Consider the following 17,139-nt stretch of genomic DNA (forward strand, 5'->3'; position numbering starts at 1 on the left):
ATTCCAGTATTTGGATATTCGTTTGATTCAGATGTAGGGTGAGGCAGGCCTGGAAGGCCGGTCAAATCTTCAAAATCCGTTCACCGCGTCCGATGCCGGACACGCCGGTGCGCACGGTTTCAAGGATGGCACTGCGGTCCAGGGCCTCGAGGAAGGCCTGTACTTTTTCCTGCACCCCGGTCAGTTCGATGGTGTAGGACTTGTCGGTGACGTCGATGATGCGGCCGCGGAAGATGTCCGCCATGCGCTTCATTTCCTCGCGTTCCTTGCCGACGGCGCGCACCTTAACGAGCATCAGCTCGCGCTCGATGTGGGCGCCTTCGGTCAGGTCCACCACCTTCACGACATCGACCAGGCGGTTCAAATGCTTGGTGATCTGTTCGATGACCTCGTCCGAACCGGTCGTGACGATGGTCATGCGCGACAGCGTGGAATCCTCGGTGGGCGCCACGGTCAGGGTTTCGATGTTGTAGCCCCGCGCGGAAAACAGGCCCACCACGCGCGACAGCGCGCCGGGTTCGTTTTCGAGGAGGACGGAAATCACGTGCTTCATTGCGGGGCCTCCTTACAGGTCTTCAGAGCCGAGCAGCATTTCGGTCAGCCCGCGGCCGGCCTTGACCATCGGCCACACGTTTTCGGTGCGGTCGGTAATGAAGTCCAGGAAGACCAGGCGCTCCTTGTGCTTGCCAAACGCCTCGCGCAGCGCCGGTTCGACGTCGGCCGGGCGCTCGATGCGCAGGCCCACGTGGCCATAGGCCTCGGCAACCTTGACGAAATCGGGCAGCGAATCCATGTACGACTCGGAATAGCGCGAGCCGTAGTCGATCTGCTGCCACTGGCGCACCATGCCCAGGAAACGGTTGTTCAGGCAGACGATCTTGGGCGTCAGGCGGTACTGGTGGCAGGTCGACAGTTCCTGGATGTTCATCTGGATCGAGGCTTCGCCGGTGATGACAGCGACGTCCTTGCCCGGATTGGCCATCTGCACGCCCATGGCGTACGGCAGGCCCACACCCATGGTGCCCAGGCCGCCGGAGTTGATCCAGCGGCGCGGCTTGTCGAACTTGTAGTACTGCGCGGCCCACATCTGATGCTGGCCGACGTCCGAGGTGACGAAAGCGTCGCCGCCCGTCACTTCCCAGAGCTTTTCCACCACGTACTGCGGCTTGATGACTTCGGTCGAGTTGGCGAACTTCAGGCATTCCTTGCCGCGCCACGTCTCGACCTGGTCCCACCACTTGGCCAGCGAGGCCGGCTTGTGCTCGGCGGCGGCGATCTCGAACTGCGCGCTGAGATCGGCCAGGACGTCCTTGACGTTGCCCACGATCGGGACATCCACGCGCACGCGCTTGGAGATCGACGAGGGATCGATGTCGATATGGATGATCTTGCGGGCGTTCTGCGCGAAGTGTTTGGGATTGCCGATCACGCGGTCATCGAAGCGGGCGCCGATGGCAAGCAGCACGTCGCAGTGCTGCATGGCCATGTTGGCCTCGTACGTGCCGTGCATGCCGGGCATGCCCACAAACTGGCCGCTGCTGGCCGGGAAGCCGCCCAGACCCATGAGGGTGCTGGTGCAGGGCGCGCCCAGCTGCGTCACGAGCTTGTTGAGCTCGGGCGCGGCGTTCGAGAGGATGACGCCGCCGCCCGTGTAGATCATGGGGCGTTCGGCGGCCAGCAGCATCTGCACGGCCTTCTTGATCTGTCCCTGATGGCCCTTGTTGACGGGCGCGTAGGAACGCATCGAGATCTCGCCCTTGGGCGGCACGTACTTGCACTGCGCGACGGTGATGTCCTTGGGGATATCCACCAGCACCGGGCCCGGACGGCCCGTGCGCGCAATGTAGAACGCGCGGCGCATGGTTTCGGCCAAATCCTTGACGTCACGCACCAGGAAGTTGTGCTTGACGCAGGGACGCGTGATGCCGACGGTGTCGCATTCCTGGAAGGCGTCTTCGCCAATGGCCGCAGTGGGCACCTGCCCGCTGATGATGACCATCGGGATGGAGTCCATGTAGGCGGTGGCAATGCCGGTGACGGCATTGGTCACGCCCGGACCGCTGGTCACGATGCAGACGCCGACCTTTTGCGACGAGCGCGAATAGGCATCGGCCGCGTGCACGGCAGCTTGCTCGTGACGAACCAGGATATGCTGGAATTTGTCTTGCTTGAAGATTGCGTCGTAGATATAAAGCACCGCGCCGCCAGGGTAGCCGAAAACGTGTTCCACGCCTTCATCGGCCAGGCAGCGCACGACGATGTCGGCGCCATTCATTTCCATGTTGTAGTTCCTTTCAGTACCGGCCCTGCAACCCTGACTGCTGCGCGCCCGGATACGGCGGCAACTGAACCCATACCGGTTACGACAACATGATCCGGCGCTTAGCGGCTCACGGAGCCACGCCACCCGGACACCTTGCCGACCCGGCACACGCTCGACAGAACGCAGTGCAAACGCCCCTTGGGGACGCTGGAGGTCGAAATGGAAGCCTTGGCAACACACGCTTGTGGCGCGGCCAACGGCAGGTGTGACTTGCTGCAGGACGGCTGGGATGTGACCCTGGCCGTTCGCATCAACGCTCCGGTTTCGGATAGGCAGACCGAAGCAAGTGTGGCAATTTACCGCGTTGCGTCAAAGGTGGCAAATCGGCTTTTGCCGACCGTTGCAAGGAGGGTTCGGTAACTATCCGGCCCCAAAACCCGCGATGGCCTCTCTATACTTGTTGCGTCGTCCAGAACCGAGCCGCCGCCCATGGATTTACGCATTGCCAGCATCCGCCGCTTTCTCTATAGCCACTACTTCTTCGGAGGCGTGCGCCAGGGGGTTGGCATGCTGTTGCCCGTGCTGGTGCTGGGCGGCATCTTCGGCAATTACACGACCGGCCTGGTGGCGACCTTCGGCGCCCAGTGCCTGGCCATCATCGACCAGCCGGGCGGTCCGCAGCGGCACCGCACCAACGAAATGCTGGGCGGCGCGGCGCTGGGCACGATCACCGTCATCATCACGGGGCTGGCGTCCACGCATCCGGTGCTGATCTGGCTGGTGGTCATCGCGCAGTGCTTCGTCTATTCCATGTTCACCGTGTTCGGCAAGCGCGGCGGCCTGATCGGCTTTGCGGGCCTCTTGCTGATGACGCTGACCATGCATTCGCCGCTGGCGCCGCATGAAGTCCTGTCCCATGCCGCCGCCACGCTGGGCGGCGCGCTGTTCTATGTGGTGTTCAGTTTGGGGTTTTCGCGGCTGTTCTGGCTGCGCGAAGAGCAGCAGGCCATGTCGGTGGCGCTGTTTGCCACCGCCGACTACGTGGCCGCGCGCGCCAACTTCTACGACGAGACCTCGGATCTGGACGAGGCCTACCGCAACCTGATCCAGCGCCAATCGGTCATGACCGAGAAGCACCAGGCCGCGCGCGACATGGTGTTGCGCGCCTTGCCCCGCGGCAAGGGACTGGGCGACCGCCAGCGCGTGATGATCTGGAACATGTTCGTGGACATGCTGCAGCTGCTGGACACGCTGGTCGCCACGCACACCGACTACGCCGCGCTGCGCCGCACGCTGGCCGGCAACGACTGCCTGATCTTCATGCGCGACGCGCTGGTGAAGATGTCGCTGGAGCTGAACCGCATCGCGCTGGACGTCTCGCGCGGACGCAAGGTGCAGTACCGCAGCAGCGCCAAGGCCGAGCTGCGAGCCATCGAGTACGAGATCGAACAGTTGAAGCAGCAGGGGCTGGGCGAGCGCGATCCGGAGATGCTGGCGCTCATCGTCCAGGTGCTGCGGCGGCTGCGCAATTCGGCGCGCATCGTGGACCGGCTGGCCGATCACACCGCGGCCTCGCCCGACGCCAAGCCCACCGACGTGCTGCGCATCAACAAGTCGCTGACGCGGTTCATTTCGCGCCAGGAGTTCCGGTTTGGCCTGTTGACCAGCAACCTGCGGCTGGATTCCCCGCATTTCCGCTACGCGCTGCGGGTGACGGCCGCCGCGGCCATCGCGATGACGCTGGCCAGCCGCTGGCTGTCGCCCGAGTTCTCGGCGCACAACTACTGGATCATGCTGACCATCGTGATCATCATGAAGCCGGGCTTCGCGCTGACGCGCCAGCGCAATGGCTGGCGTCTGATGGGCACCCTGATCGGCTGCATCGTCGCGCTGCTGCTCTTTAACGTGACCGACGAGCCCAGCATCCTGTTCGCCGTGCTGCTGGGCGCGTGCATCATGGGCAACAGCCTGGTGCAGCTGAATTACATGGCCAGCGCGATCTTCAACACCTTGTTCGTGGTGCTGGTGTTTCACTTCGTGTCGCCAGGCACCGTGTCCATGTCGGTGATCGGCGAACGCGCCATCGACACGCTGCTGGGCTGCGCGCTGGCGCTGGTCTGCAGCTACATCCTGCCGTGGTGGGAGGCGCGTTACCTGAAGCCGCTGGCCTCGGCCGCGACCCGCGCCAACCGCGAGTATCTGCTGGCCGGCCTGCGCTACGTCGAAGCCATGCAGGCGCACGGCGCGCCGGTGGGCGAAGCCGCCGCCGAGACGCCGGCCGTCACCGACGCCGACCTGGCCTGGCGATTGGCGCGCAAGAACGTGCACATCGCCTTCAGCAATTTCGCCGAGGCGTTCTACCGGATGATGAGCGAACCCAAGTCGCATCAGGTGGACGTGCCGGAACTGAACAACCTGCTGATCCAGAACCACGTGCTGGCCTCGCAGATCACCGCCGCGATTCCCATCCTGGCGGCGCTGCCCGCCACGCCCGAGCCCATCAAGCAGGCCTTGGACGGCATGACCGTCCTGCTTGACGAAAACAGCCCGCGCGTGCCGCTGGACCTGCCCACGCAGTTCGACACCGCCGGCGATCAGGCCGCGTTGGTTTATCCCGTGAAGCAGATGCTCAAGGCCACCCACATGATCCGCCAGGAACTGCTGGCACTGGCCGACCCGCTGCATGCGCCGCCGGTGGCGGCGGCGGCCTCGTAAGCCGGCATTCGCCGGTTCCGCGGGCGAAAAAAATGCCGGCCTGGCGCAGATGCCAGGCCGGCATTTTTTGTGAAAAGGCGAAGTCCCAACCAGGTTCAACCCGGTGTCTGACACTCCAACGAGACAGTCTTCAAGCGACCGCACCGCTTCCGGGGTGTCTGACACCTTCCCCGCCCGGCGACGCCGTCAGTCCAGCTTGCGGCGGAACACCAGCTTGTCCGCCGACGACGCCGATGCGTCGTACGCGTAGCCTTCCAGATCAAAACCCTGCAGCCCTTCCGGCTTGGCGACCTTGTGCTGGATGGCGTAACGCGCCATCAGCCCACGTGCGCGTTTGGCATGGAAGCTGATGATCTTCCAGGCGCCGTTCTTCCAGTCCTGGAACACGCATTGCACCACCCGCGCCTTCAGCACCTTCTGGTCCACCGACTTGAAATACTCCTCGGAGGCCAGGTTGATGATGACCGGCGACTTCTGGCCGGCCTGGCGCTCGTTCAGGTAGTCCGCGATGGTGCTGCCCCAGTATTCATACAGGTTCTTGCCTTTGGGGGTCTCCAGCCGCGTGCCCATTTCCAGCCGGTAGGGCTGCATCAGGTCGAGCGGGCGCAGCACGCCGTACAGACCGCTCAGGATGGCGACGTGCTCCTGAGCCCAGTCGAGCTGCTTGGCCGACAGGGTGGCGGCGTCCAGGCCTTCGTAGACGTCGCCATTGAAGGCCAGCACGGCCTGACGCGAGTTGGCCTGCGTGAAGCTGCGCTTCCAGTGCGCGTAGCGCTGGACGTTCAGCTCGGACAGGGCCGGGCTCAGGCTCATGAGTGCCGAGATGTCCTCGGCGGTCTTGGTCTTCAGAACCTTGATCAGGCCCGCGGCCTGATCCACGAACATCGGCTGGGTGTGCGTCTCGATGTGCAGCGGCGAGTCGTAGTCCAGCTTCTTGGCGGGGGAAAGCAACAACAGCATTCAGGATTTCCTTGATTTAGCGCGCCGTCCAGCCGCCATCGACGGACACGGTCGTGCCGGTGATTTGCGCGGCGGCATCCGAGGCCAGGAACACGGCGGTGCCGCCCAGTTGTTCCGGCGTCACGAATTGCAGGGACGGCTGCTTTTCGCTGAGCAGTTCTCGAGCAGCGGCTTCCTGGTCCACGCCATTCTTTTCGGCCAGCGCGGTGATCTGCTTTTCGACGAGCGGGGTGCGCACCCAGCCCGGGCAGATGGCGTTGGCGGTGATGCCCTGCCCGGCCGTTTCCAGCGCCGTGACCTTGGTGAATCCCACCACGCCGTGCTTGGCCGCGACATAGGCCGACTTGCTGGCCGAGGCCACCAGACCGTGCGCCGACGCGATATTGATGATGCGGCCCGAGCCTTGCTTCTTCATGTGCGGCAGGGCGGCGGCGGTGCCGTGGAAGACGGCGGACAGATTCAGCGCCAGGATGGCGTCCCACTTTTCGGCCGGGAAATCTTCGATCAGCGCCGTGTGCTGGATGCCGGCGTTATTGACCAGGATGTCGATGCGGCCCAACTGGCGCACGGTGTTCTCGACCAGCTCGCGCACGGCCGCTCCCTTGGACAGATCCGCGCCGTCGTAGATGACCTTCACGCCATGCTTGCTGGCCAGATCCGAACGCAGCTTTTCAATGTCGGCCGCGTCGCCGAAACCGTTCAGCACGATGTCCGCACCCTGCTGGGCGAAGGCCGTGGCGATACCCAGGCCGATGCCGCTGGTGGAACCGGTGACAAGCGCTACTTTTCCTTTGAGCATGAGCTTTCTCCTGTGAGCGGGCGCATAAGTGAGGAAAAACGAAAAGGGGGCAAACGAACAGGGCTACAAGTGTAGCTGCCCGGCAAGGCGCCCATCATGCCATGCCCTCACCCGCCGCAGGGTCAAGCGGCGGGCGGCTTGTCCGACGGGGACGATGACGCGGCGTCGGCGGGCGGCGCGGCGTCCGCCACCGGCAGGCCGGCCATGCCGCCATACTTTTCGGGCACGCGCTCCAGCACCTTGATCAGCACCGGCACCACGCCCATCGACACGGCGACGATTACCGACAACACGTCGCGCTGCTCCAGGTTGACCAGATGGTTGTCCCACGCTTCGTTGAAGATGGCGAAGCTGAACTCGCCGCCCTGGGCCAGCACCAGCGCAAACAGCAGGCGGTGGTAACGGGGCAACCCCAGAAAGCGGGCAAAGCCATAAAGGATGACGGCCTTGACCGTCAGCAGGGCCAGCACGCCGGCGCAGATGAACATCCAGTGATGGGCCACCACCTTCAAGTTGATGGACATGCCGATGGCCACGAAGAACAGGCCCAGCAGCAATCCCTTGAACGGGTCGATCGCCTTTTCGAGTTCGTGCCGGTAGCGCGATTCGGCCATCAGCACGCCCACCAGGAATCCGCCCAGGCCGGCCGACAGACCCGCATAGTCGAACAACTGGGCGGCGCCCACCACCATCAGCAGCGCCGCGGCGGTAAACAGTTCGTTCAATTCCGCCTTGGCCGCCCACCCCAGAAGGCGCAGCCGGTAGGCCAGCGCCACCACCGCCACGGCGATCAGGGCTTCCTTGAAGGACGGGGCCGACGTGCCATCCGAACCCAAGAGGCCAGCAGCCACCAGCATCGGAATCGCGGCCATGTCCTGAAACAGCAGCACCCCCAACGCCGAGCGGCCCAGCGGCGCGCGGGTCAACTGGCGCTCGTCGAGCAGGCGCAGCGCCACCGCCGTGGACGACAGCGCCAGCGACAGGCCGCACAGCACGGCCGCCTGCCATTCCATGCCGGCCAGATGCCGCAGGGCCGCGCCGAACACCACGCCCAGCAGCAGGCCGCACACCAGCATCTGCAGCGAACCCAGGACAAAGACTTCGTTGCGCATCGCCCACAGGCGCTTGGGCGACAGCTCCAGCCCGATGATGAACAGCATCATCACGACGCCCCACTGCGAGACGCCGATCATCGTGTCCACATTGGTGACCAGCTTGAAGCACGATGGGCCGACCAGGATGCCTGCGATCAGATAGCCGGGAATGGCGCCCAGACCCAGCATTTGTGTGACGGGCACGCACAGCACCGCGGCGAGCAGCAGGATGAGGATGAGGTCCATGGGATGGGCAGAGGGCGGAATGGGAAGAATTCTGGCCAAAGATTGCCCCGGCTGAAAGCCGGATGAAACCCGTTGTGGTCCTTTTACCCTTCCTTTTATCCGCCCCTTTACACAAAAGAAAAAAATCCTGTAGAATTGCGGGCTTCGCTGCTCCGACAACGAAGATCCTTCCGACCAGGGATCTTTAGTGAAGGCTTGTTAATCCAAGCGCTCACCGTTACGGAACCCAGCCACGGAGAGGTGGCAGAGTGGTCGAATGTACCTGACTCGAAATCAGGCGTACGGTATCCCCGTACCGTGGGTTCGAATCCCACCCTCTCCGCCAAGTATTAAAGAATGAAGCCCCTGAGAAATCAGGGGCTTTTTTCTTTGTGCTGTGTTTGGTGTGGGCTTATCAGTGTGGGCTTATCAGTGCGGGCCTATCAATAAGCAGCCAGCCGCCGCGGCGCCGGCGTTTCGCCAGCGTGGACGGACGATACCGCCTCAACCGCCAACACCCGGTCCCCGCCCGGCAACCTGAACGCGCTCACCGCCCGCGTCAGATCCGCCGACTGATCCTGCATCGATCCCGCCGCCGCGGCGGCCTCTTCGACCAGGGCGGCGTTTTGCTGGGTCACCTCGTCCATCTGCGCCACGGCGCGGTTGACCTGTTCGATGCCGTCAGCCTGTTCGGCCGAGGCCGCGGCGATTTCGCCCATGATGTCGGTCACGCGTTGCACGGAACTGACGATCTCCTGCATGGTCGCCCCGGCGCGTTCGGCGCTGCCCGAGCCCTGGCCGATCTTCTGCACGGTGTCTTCGATCAGCACCTTGATCTCCTTGGCGGCCTGGGCACTGCGCTGCGCCAGCGTCCGCACCTCGGCGGCCACGACCGCGAAGCCCTTGCCCTGCTCGCCAGCCCGCGCGGCTTCCACGGCGGCGTTCAGGGCCAGGATGTTGGTCTGGAATGCAATGCCGTCGATCACCGACACGATGTCCGAGATCTTCACCGAGCTGGCGGAGATCGCGTTCATGGTGCTGACGACTTCGGACACGGTGGCGCCGCCGCGCGATGCGGTTTCCGAGGCCGCCGCGGCAAGCTGGTTGGCCTGCTTGGCGCTATCGGCGTTCTGCTTGACCGTGGAGGACAGCTGTTCCATAGACGCGGCCGTTTCTTCCAGCGAAGCGGCCTGCTGTTCGGTGCGGGAAGACAGATCGGTATTGCCTGCCGCGATTTCGCCGGACGCGGACGCGATGCTGTCCACACCGGTCCGGATGCGGGCGACCGTAGCGGCCAGGTTGGCGTTCATGGACTCCAGCGCCATCATCAACTGGCCGATCTCGTCACGGGACCGCACGACGATCGTGCTGGTGAGGTCGTTGGCAGCGACGGTGCGCGCCACGCGCACGGCGTCGGACAGCGGACGGGTGATGCTGCGCGTGAGCAGCACGGACATCAAGAGACCACACACCACCGCGATGGAGCCGATCACGATCATCCACAGATTCGCGTTGCCGTAGGACGCTTCGATCTCCGCGGCCCGCGCATCGATGTCGGCGCGTTGCAGCGCGGACAGGCGATTGATGTTGTCGATGAACTGACGCGTCGCGGGCAGGAACTCCTGCGTGAAGATCTTGTTGGCGGCCTCGACGTTGCCTTCCTGCTTGGCCTTGAAGATGCCGTCGCGGGTGCGCAGATAGTCCGCCCGCGCCTTGCCGATTCCCTGCCACAGCGCCTTTTCCTCGTCGGTCTCGATCAGCGGCTCGATCTTCTGCTGCAAGGCCGACGAGTTGCGGGTCGAGGCCGCCGCTTCCTCGGTGAAAAAGCCCGCCAGACTGGCGTCGGCGCTCTTTGCGATCGCGGTGGTCCGGGTGACCCCGGTCTGGATGTTGCGCGCCCAGTCGTTGATCAGGCGCTCCTTGGTCAGTGAACGCTGCGTCAGCGTGTCGACCGAATCGTTGATGTTGGCCAGGCTGACCAGCCCGACGACGCACATGACCATGATCATGGCCAGCAAGATGGCGAAACCACCCGCCAGGCGGGTTCCAAGCTTCATGTTTTTCATACTGCCTCCGGCGGCTTCCAGGGCAAGTGTGAATGCGGGCTCGGGCGGATGCCTCGGCGGCGGAATTGCGCCGCCTCCAAAACAGGCCAGATGCTCGCAAGCCCCTGGTTATCCGCCCCCAATAATGGTGTCCGTTGTGTCTGAGAATTGCCGGCGGAGAGGTCGAGTTGTCGAGGGTTCTCGCGACGGTCGAACGGATGCTAGCAGTCCGGATTTGGGGGGCATCGGGGGAAATGAAGGCGTTATTGACGCAACCTCGACGCATTGCGCCAAATCGCCGGCGGCGTTGTAAAAAAGCCGCTTTCCGGCCGCAACGCACGGGCAAAAAAAAGGCCCGAAGGCCGTGGTCAGATCAATCCGGCGTCGTCGGCCGCGCAAGCTGGAAGGTGTCCGTGCTGCGCGCGTACCAGCCGCCGCCGTGCATGCGGGCAATCAGCCCAAGCGCCGGCGTGTCCACGTGGCCGCGCTCGGCGTCGCGCACATAGGCGTCCTCGACGTGCGCGCCCAGGACGCGGCCGATGACGACGATCTGGCGCGGGCCGGTCACGACCGTTGCCTGGCTGACGCATTCCAGCGCCACCGGGCTGCCCTGGATACGGGGCGGCCGGACATGCGTGGACGCGAGCGCCGTCAGGCCGGCCGCGGCCATCTCGTCCACGTCGGCCGGGTAATCGGCGCAGGTCTGGTTCATTTCGCGGACCAGCGACTCCGGCACCAGGTTCACCACGAACTCGCCGTTCTCGATGATGTTGGCGCCCGTGTCCTTGAAATCGCCATCGGGATGGCGCATCAGGCCGATCGCGACCGTCGGCGGCTGATGCCCCATCACATTGAAGAAACTGAAGGGCGCCGCGTTGACCACGCCCTTGCCCGACACGGTGGTGACCCAGGCGATCGGACGCGGCGTGACGGTCGAGGTGAGGATGTTGTAGACCGTCTGCGCCGGCAAGGCGCTGAAATCGAACTCCATCGATCAAGCCTCCTGCTGCGGCGCGGCGGGGCCGGTCGCCGACACCGCGCGCTTCTCGCGGGTGTCCACCTGCAGCTGGAAGACGTCGGGGCGGGCGTAGTGCCCGGACACGTCGAAGTCGTATTTTCCGCGCAGGATCTGGTTGGGCTCGATGTCGGCGTACAGGATGGTCTCTTCCGAGAAATCCGGGCCGGCCAGCACCTCGCCGAGCGGGCCGATGATGGCGCTGCCGCCGCGCATCAGCACCGTGTCCGGCGCGTCGCCCAGGGCGCATTCGAAGTCTTCGGGGTACGCGCTGCGGCGCAGGTGCTGGCACGCCGTCAGCACGTAGCAGCGGCCTTCCAGCGCAATGTGGCGCATGCTGGGCACCCAGGTGTCGCGGTCGTCCGCGGTGGGCGCGCAGTACAGCGCCACGCCCTGGCTGTACATGTACATGCGCAGCATGGGCATGTAGTTCTCCCAGCAGATCACCGCGCCGATCTTGCCGTAGGGCGTGTCGATGACGGGTAGGGTGGACCCGTCGCCAAAGCCCCAGATCAGCCGCTCGCCCGCGGTGGGCATCAGTTTGCGGTGCTTGCCCGCCAGGCCGGCCTGGCCATTGAAGTACAGCACGGTGCAATACAGCGTGCCGCCGTCGGCCTCGATGCAGCCCATGACCACGAAGCTGTCGGTGTCGGCCGCGGCTTGCGCCACCAGCGCGACCTCTTCGCCGTCCAGGCGGATGGCCTGCCGATGGTATTGGGCGAACGCGTCGCGGCCCTCGGGTTTGCGCATGCCGATGGGCGCGCCGAAGGAGTTGCCCTTGGGATATCCGCCCAGGAAGGCCTCGGGAAACACCTGCACGCGGGCGCCCTGCTCGGCCGCCTGGCGGATGAGCCCGGCCGCCTTCTGGGCGCAGGCCACGCTGTCGGTGGGAATGGACGCTGCCTGGATGACGGCGGCCTTGAAGGTTGTTTGCACGGACATGTCTCTGCTCGCTTCCTTGTCGCGTTGTTGTTAGTGGACCGGGTCTTCGTCGATGGCCTGCGCGCGCGTGTTGGGCAGCAGCAAGCTGCCGATCACACCCACGATCACCATCACCGTCACCGGGTACATCAGGCCGCCGAAGATATTGCCGCTGGCCTGCGCCAGGTAGGTGGCGGTAAAGGGCACGATACCGCCAAATATGCCGGCGCCGATGTGATACGGAAAGGACAGCGCCGTATACCGGATGCGCGCGGGGAACAATTCCACCAGATAGGACGCGACCGGACCATAGACCATGGCAACGACAGCGGTCATGAGCACCAGGATCAGGATGATGGTGGCGCGGTCGATCCGCGCCGGATCGGCCTTTTCCGGATAGCCGGCCGCGGTCAGCGCCTTGGCGTACGCCGCGCGATCAAAGCCGTTGACGGTGGCGCCGCCCACGCTCATCGCGATCTCCTGCCCCGGAATCGGCGCGGCGTATTCGAAGTTGATGCCCTTGCCGACCAGGAATTTCTTGGCCTGCACGCATACCTTCTTGTGGTCGGCGTGGCTGCCGATCATGGCGGCCTGCAGCCCGAAATCGCAGGCGCCGCCGGTGGTGTCGGCATGCACGCGGACGGGCGTCGTCTGCATCGCCTGCGCCAGCGCCGGATTGCCGGCATTGAGCAGGACGTCGAACATGGCGTGGTAGCCCACCGCGCCGATGAACAGGCCCGCCATCATGATCCATTTGCGGCCCACCTTGTCCGACAGCCAGCCGAACAGCACGAAGGTCGGTGCGCCGATGATGAAGCCGATCAGGATCAGCGTGTAGACGGTGGTCTGATCAAGCTGCACGGCCTGCTGCAGGAAGATCATGACGTAGAACTGGCCGGTGAAGTACGTGGCGCCCTGCCCCGCCGTGACGCCGATCAGCGCCAGCAGCACGAGCCGCAGGCTGGGCCATTGGCCGAACGTTTCCTTGACCGGGTTCTTGGACAGGCGGTTCTGCTGCTTCATGCGCGTGAAGACCGGCGATTCGTGCAGCTTGGCGCGGACGTAGATCGAGATGGCCAGCATCACGATCGACAGGATGAACGGCAGGCGCCATCCCCACTGGCGAAAGTCCTCGGCGCTCATCGAGGCCTGGACGCACAGGATCACGACCAGCGACAGGATCAGCCCCGCCGACGAGGTGATCTGGATCCAGCCGGTCAAGAGGCCCCGGCGCCGCGGCTCGCAGTGTTCCGCGACGTAGATCACCGCGCCGCCGTATTCCCCGCCCACGGCCAGGCCCTGCACCACCCGCAGCGTCAGCAGCAGGATCCAGGACAGGTGGCCCGCCGTTTCGTAGGTGGGCAGGCAGCCGATCAGCACGGTTGCGCCGCCCATCATGACGACGGTGATCAGGAAGGTGTACTTGCGGCCCAGCTTGTCGCCCAGGTAGCCGAACATCACCGCGCCCAGCGGCCGGATGATGAAGCCCACGGCCAGCGCGCCCAGGGCGGCCAGCAGCGCGACAGTCGGGTTGTCCTGCGGGAACAGGACCTGGCTCATGAAGACGGCCAGCGTCCCGTAGATGAAAAAGTCGTACCACTCGAACAACGTTCCCAGTGTGGAGGCCACCACGACCTGGCGTTCTTCCTTGCGGCTCAGCGTCGGCCCGGCGTCGATCCCGGGCATTGCGACATTCGCTTCCATGCTTGCTTTCCCCTGATGTTTTATATTGATACCGCTGTATGCATTAACTATTATCAAAGCTAAGACGTCGCCGGCAAAAGCTAGGGGAAACCCGGCGCGGCGGTCCAAGCGGCAAAAAAGGCCGCTGCTACACTGCCGCCACGCACACAGTGGAGGCAGCAATGGCAAGGCCCGCCGGCAAGGCTGAGAAGAATTCGGAACAGGCGCCTGCCACGGCGCGCAGGGGCATCCAGTCGATCGAAGTGGGATTCCGGATCCTGGACGTCATCCGCAAGACCGGCCGCCCGATGCCGCTCAAGGAAATCGCGGACGCCTGTGCGCTGACCGTTCCCAACGTCCACTACTACCTGGTGAGCTTCCAGAAGGTGGGCGTGGTGCAGCAGCACGCCGACACCGGCCATTACGGGCTCGGTCCGTACGCGCTTCGGTTGGGGCTGGCCGCCCTGGAGCAGTTCGACGTGTTCACCACGGCGCGCCCGATCATGGCGGAGGTGGCCGCGGCCACCGGCCATACCGTGTTCTTGGGGGTGTGGGGCAACAAGGGGCCCACGATCGTGTACCGCGTCGAGGGCAGCCGCAGCCGGCCCCTCCTGGAATTGCGCGTCGGCACGGTGATGCCGCTGCTGTCATCCGCCCTGGGCCGCAATTTCCTGGCGCACCTGCCGGATGCGCTGACCCGCGAGCTACTGGAACAGGAGATGGCCTCGTCCGTGCCGGAAAGCCACGGCGGTACCGCCGGCAACGCCTACACGATGGCGGATGTGCAGGCCATTCGCGACGAGGTCCGCAAGCACCACATCAGCCGCTGCCGCCACGCGCTGCTGCCGCACTTCACATCGCTGTCGGCGCCCATCTTCGACATGCTGGGCGAAATGAAGGCGGCCATCACGCTGATGGGGCCGGTGGGCGCCGTGGATGACGACCTGGAATCGGCCACCGCACGCCTGCTCAGCGAAAAAGCCCGCTCGATCTCGGCGACGGCGGGCTGGGTGGATCCGGAGGCGGCAGCCAACTGAGTTACGCGGTGTCTGGCTTTATCCCTCAGCCACGATCTTCGCGTCCTGGATCGTCTTCGCGTACTTCTGCTGCTCGCTCTTCATGAATTCGGCAAAGCGCTGCACGCCCCCGCCGCCGTCTTCCGCGCCCACCTGCGCCAGCTTTTCCTGCACGTCGGGCATCGCCAGCACCTGGTCGATGTCGCGGCTCATGCGCTGGACCATGGCGGCGGGCATGCCGCCCGGCCCGACCATGCCGAACCAGATGCTGGCCTCGAAGCCCGGGTAGCCCTGTTCCGCGACCGTCGGCACATTGGGCTGGCTCTTGGAGCGCTTTTGCAGCGTCTGCGCCAGCGCGATGACCTTGCCGGACTGGATCAGCGGCGTGGCCGTCGTCATGCCTTCGAAGCAATATTGCACATGCCCGCCCAGCAGATCGTTCATCAGCGGCGCTGATCCCTTGTACGGCACATGCAGCACGTCAATGCCGGCGCGTGCCTTGAAGATTTCCAGGGCCAGGTGCTGGGCCGATCCGCTGCCTGCTGAGCCGAACACGATCTTGCCCGGCTGCGCGCGGCACAGCGCGACGAGGTCGGGCAGCGTCTTGGCCGGTTGCCCGGCGCCCCCGATCAGGATGGTGGGCGTCTTGCCGACCAGGGCGATCGGCGTGAAGTCCTTGTCCACCGAATACGCAAGCTTGGGCTGCAGGCCCGGCGCAATGCCGTGGCTATTCACGTGCGCCATCAAAAGCGTGTTGCCGTCGCCCGGCTGGCGCGCGACCTGTTCGGCCGCGATGATGCCGGCCGCGCCCGCGCGGTTCTCGATGATGACGGGCATGTTCCACAGCACGCCCAGCTTCTGTCCCAGCAGGCGGGCCAGTACATCCGTGCCGCCGCCCGCGGGAAACCCGACCACGATCTTCACCGGCCCGGACGGCATCTCCTGCGCCCGCGCCACCGCGGGCAGCACCAGCGCCGCTCCCAGCGCCGCGGCGCCGGTCATGAATTGCCTACGTTGCATTGTTGTCTCCTCGCGCGCCGGTCCAAAGGCCGGCAACTGGTTATGTGGACACTGCCTGCCTCTGTGGTATCCGGCCATCTGGCGCGGCCTGGATGCGGACCTTCGGTACGACACCCGCGTGAACCGGCGCCGCTGCCGCATGCGCACCGCATGTGACGTTTGGCGCGGCGCCTCGCCAATGGCCTAGCGGCCGACGCGCGTCCACTTGCCGAAGCGTTCGACCATGCGCTCGTCAAAGCCGAATCCCAGCCCCGGCTCCTGATGCAGAATCACGCGGCCCTGCTTGTGGGTCAGTTGGCGGTCGACCAGCTTGCGGAAGTTCAGCACCTGGTCGTCCCAGAAGAATTCGACATAGCGCGCGTTGGGCGTGGCCGCGACCAGCGGCGCATGCACGTCGTGGAACCAGTGCGGGCACACCACCACGCCGTAGCTGGCCGCCGTGGCCGCGATGCGCTTCCATTCGGTGATGCCGCCGCAGACCGCCGCGTCCGTCTGCAGGATGCCGGCCGCGCCCTTGTCCAGCAGTTCCTTGTGATACCAGCGGCCGTAGCCGATTTCGGCCGTGGCGATCGGCAGATGCGTCAGCCGCGCCAGCTTGGCATGGCTGTCGATGTCGTCCGGGCCGAACGGCTCCTCGATGAAGTACGGTTCGTATTGCTCGAAACGGCGGATGTACTGCATGGCCTGCGTCACGTCCTGCCAGGCGTTATTGCAGTCCATCATCAACTCGACATCCGGCCCCACAGCTTCGCGCGCGGCCTTCAGGCGCGCTTCTTCCTCGCGGGGCGAGAGGCGGCCGGTCTTCATCTTGACGGCGCCAAAGCCCTTGGCCACATAGCTGGCCATCTCCTCGCCCAGGTGCTGCGGGGTCTTGCCATCCAGGTAATAACCGCCGCTGGCATACGCCGGCACCGATTCCAATTCCATCGCGCCCAGGAACTTGTGCAGCGGCAGGCCCGCGGTCTTGGCATTCAGGTCCCACAACGCGATGTCCAGCGCGCTCAATGCGCGCATCACCGTGCCCTGCCGGCCCTGCAACAGCGCTTCCTGATACATCGCCTGCCACAGGCCTTCGACCGCATGCGAATCCTTGCCCAGCAGCACGGGTCCCAGCAGGCTCTGGACGGCGGCCTCGAAAATGGCGCCGCCGGCGCTGCCCACGTAGCAAAAGCCGATGCCTTCGACGCCATCGGTAGAGCGCACCTTGACCAGGCCATAGTGGCGGGTGGACACGGTGCGGTTGGAGAACGAGGTGACTTTATCCAGAGGCACCGCCGCGGCGCATACGTCTATGGATTCAATGATGGGCACGGGCAAGCTCCTTGATGACAGTGAAATCGGCTGGACCGATCGGCGCGCCGCGCGCTGCCTGATCGCCTGGAC

Annotated in this window: 13 protein-coding genes and 1 tRNA gene; 3 read left to right on the forward strand and 11 right to left on the reverse strand. The window is 64.9% G+C overall.

Annotated elements, in window-relative coordinates; all coding sequences use genetic code 11:
• Positions 1-61 precede the first annotated feature (61 nt).
• Positions 62-553, reverse strand: a complete 492-nt coding sequence (gene ilvN / locus FBY20_RS05450; protein ID WP_006223608.1) for an acetolactate synthase small subunit — start codon at positions 551-553, stop codon at positions 62-64.
• Between the two features lie 12 nt (positions 554-565).
• A complete protein-coding gene (locus FBY20_RS05455; RefSeq protein ID WP_223576600.1) occupies positions 566-2,335 on the reverse strand; it encodes an acetolactate synthase 3 catalytic subunit in 1,770 nt (589 codons plus the stop codon).
• A 417-nt stretch (positions 2,336-2,752) separates the two neighbouring features.
• On the opposite strand from FBY20_RS05455, the gene FBY20_RS05460 reads away from it, so the two are divergent.
• Positions 2,753-4,978 carry an FUSC family membrane protein gene (locus FBY20_RS05460; protein ID WP_142050573.1) on the forward strand — a complete coding sequence of 742 codons (2,226 nt, stop codon included), beginning with the start codon at positions 2,753-2,755 and terminating at the stop codon, positions 4,976-4,978.
• Positions 4,979-5,164: 186 nt separating this feature from the next.
• Here FBY20_RS05460 and yaaA read toward each other — a convergent pair whose 3' ends face one another.
• From yaaA to FBY20_RS05475, 3 genes are all read right to left on the reverse strand, one after another.
• The gene (gene yaaA, locus FBY20_RS05465) at positions 5,165-5,938 is read right to left on the reverse strand and encodes a peroxide stress protein YaaA (RefSeq protein WP_056321427.1); all 774 of its coding nucleotides are present in this window, start codon (positions 5,936-5,938) and stop codon (positions 5,165-5,167) included.
• A gap of 16 nt (positions 5,939-5,954) precedes the next feature.
• Positions 5,955-6,737, reverse strand: a complete 783-nt coding sequence (locus FBY20_RS05470; RefSeq protein ID WP_056321424.1) for a 3-hydroxybutyrate dehydrogenase — start codon at positions 6,735-6,737, stop codon at positions 5,955-5,957.
• Positions 6,738-6,859: 122 nt separating this feature from the next.
• Positions 6,860-8,077, reverse strand: a complete 1,218-nt coding sequence (locus FBY20_RS05475; protein ID WP_142050576.1) for a cation:proton antiporter — start codon at positions 8,075-8,077, stop codon at positions 6,860-6,862.
• Between the two features lie 234 nt (positions 8,078-8,311).
• On the opposite strand from FBY20_RS05475, the gene FBY20_RS05480 reads away from it, so the two are divergent.
• Positions 8,312-8,402: transfer RNA gene (locus FBY20_RS05480), tRNA-Ser, on the forward strand.
• A gap of 97 nt (positions 8,403-8,499) precedes the next feature.
• Here the strand turns inward: FBY20_RS05480 and FBY20_RS05485 are convergent.
• From FBY20_RS05485 to FBY20_RS05500, 4 genes are all read right to left on the reverse strand, one after another.
• Entirely contained in the window at positions 8,500-10,113 is a 1,614-nt protein-coding gene (locus tag FBY20_RS05485; RefSeq protein ID WP_276530672.1) for a methyl-accepting chemotaxis protein, read from the reverse strand.
• Between the two features lie 361 nt (positions 10,114-10,474).
• Positions 10,475-11,092 carry a flavin reductase family protein gene (locus FBY20_RS05490; protein WP_056321417.1) on the reverse strand — a complete coding sequence of 206 codons (618 nt, stop codon included), beginning with the start codon at positions 11,090-11,092 and terminating at the stop codon, positions 10,475-10,477.
• Between the two features lie 3 nt (positions 11,093-11,095).
• Positions 11,096-12,058 (reverse strand): carbon-nitrogen hydrolase family protein, encoded by a 963-nt coding sequence (locus FBY20_RS05495; protein ID WP_062840417.1) that lies wholly within the window; start codon positions 12,056-12,058, stop codon positions 11,096-11,098.
• Positions 12,059-12,088: 30 nt separating this feature from the next.
• Entirely contained in the window at positions 12,089-13,741 is a 1,653-nt protein-coding gene (locus FBY20_RS05500) for an MFS transporter (protein WP_128827594.1), read from the reverse strand.
• Positions 13,742-13,902: 161 nt separating this feature from the next.
• Here FBY20_RS05500 and FBY20_RS05505 point away from each other — a divergent pair, with 161 nt between their 5' ends.
• Entirely contained in the window at positions 13,903-14,757 is an 855-nt protein-coding gene (locus FBY20_RS05505; protein WP_056321410.1) for an IclR family transcriptional regulator, read from the forward strand.
• Positions 14,758-14,775: 18 nt separating this feature from the next.
• Here FBY20_RS05505 and FBY20_RS05510 read toward each other — a convergent pair whose 3' ends face one another.
• Both FBY20_RS05510 and FBY20_RS05515 read right to left on the reverse strand, forming a co-directional pair.
• Positions 14,776-15,756: a tripartite tricarboxylate transporter substrate binding protein gene (locus FBY20_RS05510; RefSeq protein WP_056321409.1), complete on the reverse strand. Its 981-nt coding sequence runs from the start codon at positions 15,754-15,756 to the stop codon at positions 14,776-14,778.
• A 183-nt stretch (positions 15,757-15,939) separates the two neighbouring features.
• Positions 15,940-17,067 (reverse strand): mandelate racemase/muconate lactonizing enzyme family protein, encoded by a 1,128-nt coding sequence (locus FBY20_RS05515; protein ID WP_062840413.1) that lies wholly within the window; start codon positions 17,065-17,067, stop codon positions 15,940-15,942.
• Positions 17,068-17,139 lie beyond the last annotated feature (72 nt).

This window comes from Achromobacter sp. SLBN-14 (genome assembly GCF_006715415.1).
Taxonomy (GTDB): domain Bacteria; phylum Pseudomonadota; class Gammaproteobacteria; order Burkholderiales; family Burkholderiaceae_B; genus Achromobacter; species Achromobacter mucicolens.

What these genes read in the sequence shown, in the direction of transcription:
- FBY20_RS05485 (WP_276530672.1), bottom strand. Translation starts at nt 10,113, where the DNA reads ATGAAGCTTGGAACCCGCCTGGCGGGTGGTTTCGCCATCTTGCTGGCC.
- FBY20_RS05490 (WP_056321417.1), bottom strand. Translation starts at nt 11,092, where the DNA reads ATGGAGTTCGATTTCAGCGCCTTGCCGGCGCAGACGGTCTACAACATC.
- FBY20_RS05505 (WP_056321410.1), top strand. Translation starts at nt 13,903, where the DNA reads ATGGCAAGGCCCGCCGGCAAGGCTGAGAAGAATTCGGAACAGGCGCCT.
- yaaA (WP_056321427.1), bottom strand. Translation starts at nt 5,938, where the DNA reads ATGCTGTTGTTGCTTTCCCCCGCCAAGAAGCTGGACTACGACTCGCCG.
- FBY20_RS05470 (WP_056321424.1), bottom strand. Translation starts at nt 6,737, where the DNA reads ATGCTCAAAGGAAAAGTAGCGCTTGTCACCGGTTCCACCAGCGGCATC.
- FBY20_RS05495 (WP_062840417.1), bottom strand. Translation starts at nt 12,058, where the DNA reads ATGTCCGTGCAAACAACCTTCAAGGCCGCCGTCATCCAGGCAGCGTCC.
- FBY20_RS05510 (WP_056321409.1), bottom strand. Translation starts at nt 15,756, where the DNA reads ATGCAACGTAGGCAATTCATGACCGGCGCCGCGGCGCTGGGAGCGGCG.
- FBY20_RS05460 (WP_142050573.1), top strand. Translation starts at nt 2,753, where the DNA reads ATGGATTTACGCATTGCCAGCATCCGCCGCTTTCTCTATAGCCACTAC.
- FBY20_RS05500 (WP_128827594.1), bottom strand. Translation starts at nt 13,741, where the DNA reads ATGGAAGCGAATGTCGCAATGCCCGGGATCGACGCCGGGCCGACGCTG.
- FBY20_RS05475 (WP_142050576.1), bottom strand. Translation starts at nt 8,077, where the DNA reads ATGGACCTCATCCTCATCCTGCTGCTCGCCGCGGTGCTGTGCGTGCCC.
- ilvN (WP_006223608.1), bottom strand. Translation starts at nt 553, where the DNA reads ATGAAGCACGTGATTTCCGTCCTCCTCGAAAACGAACCCGGCGCGCTG.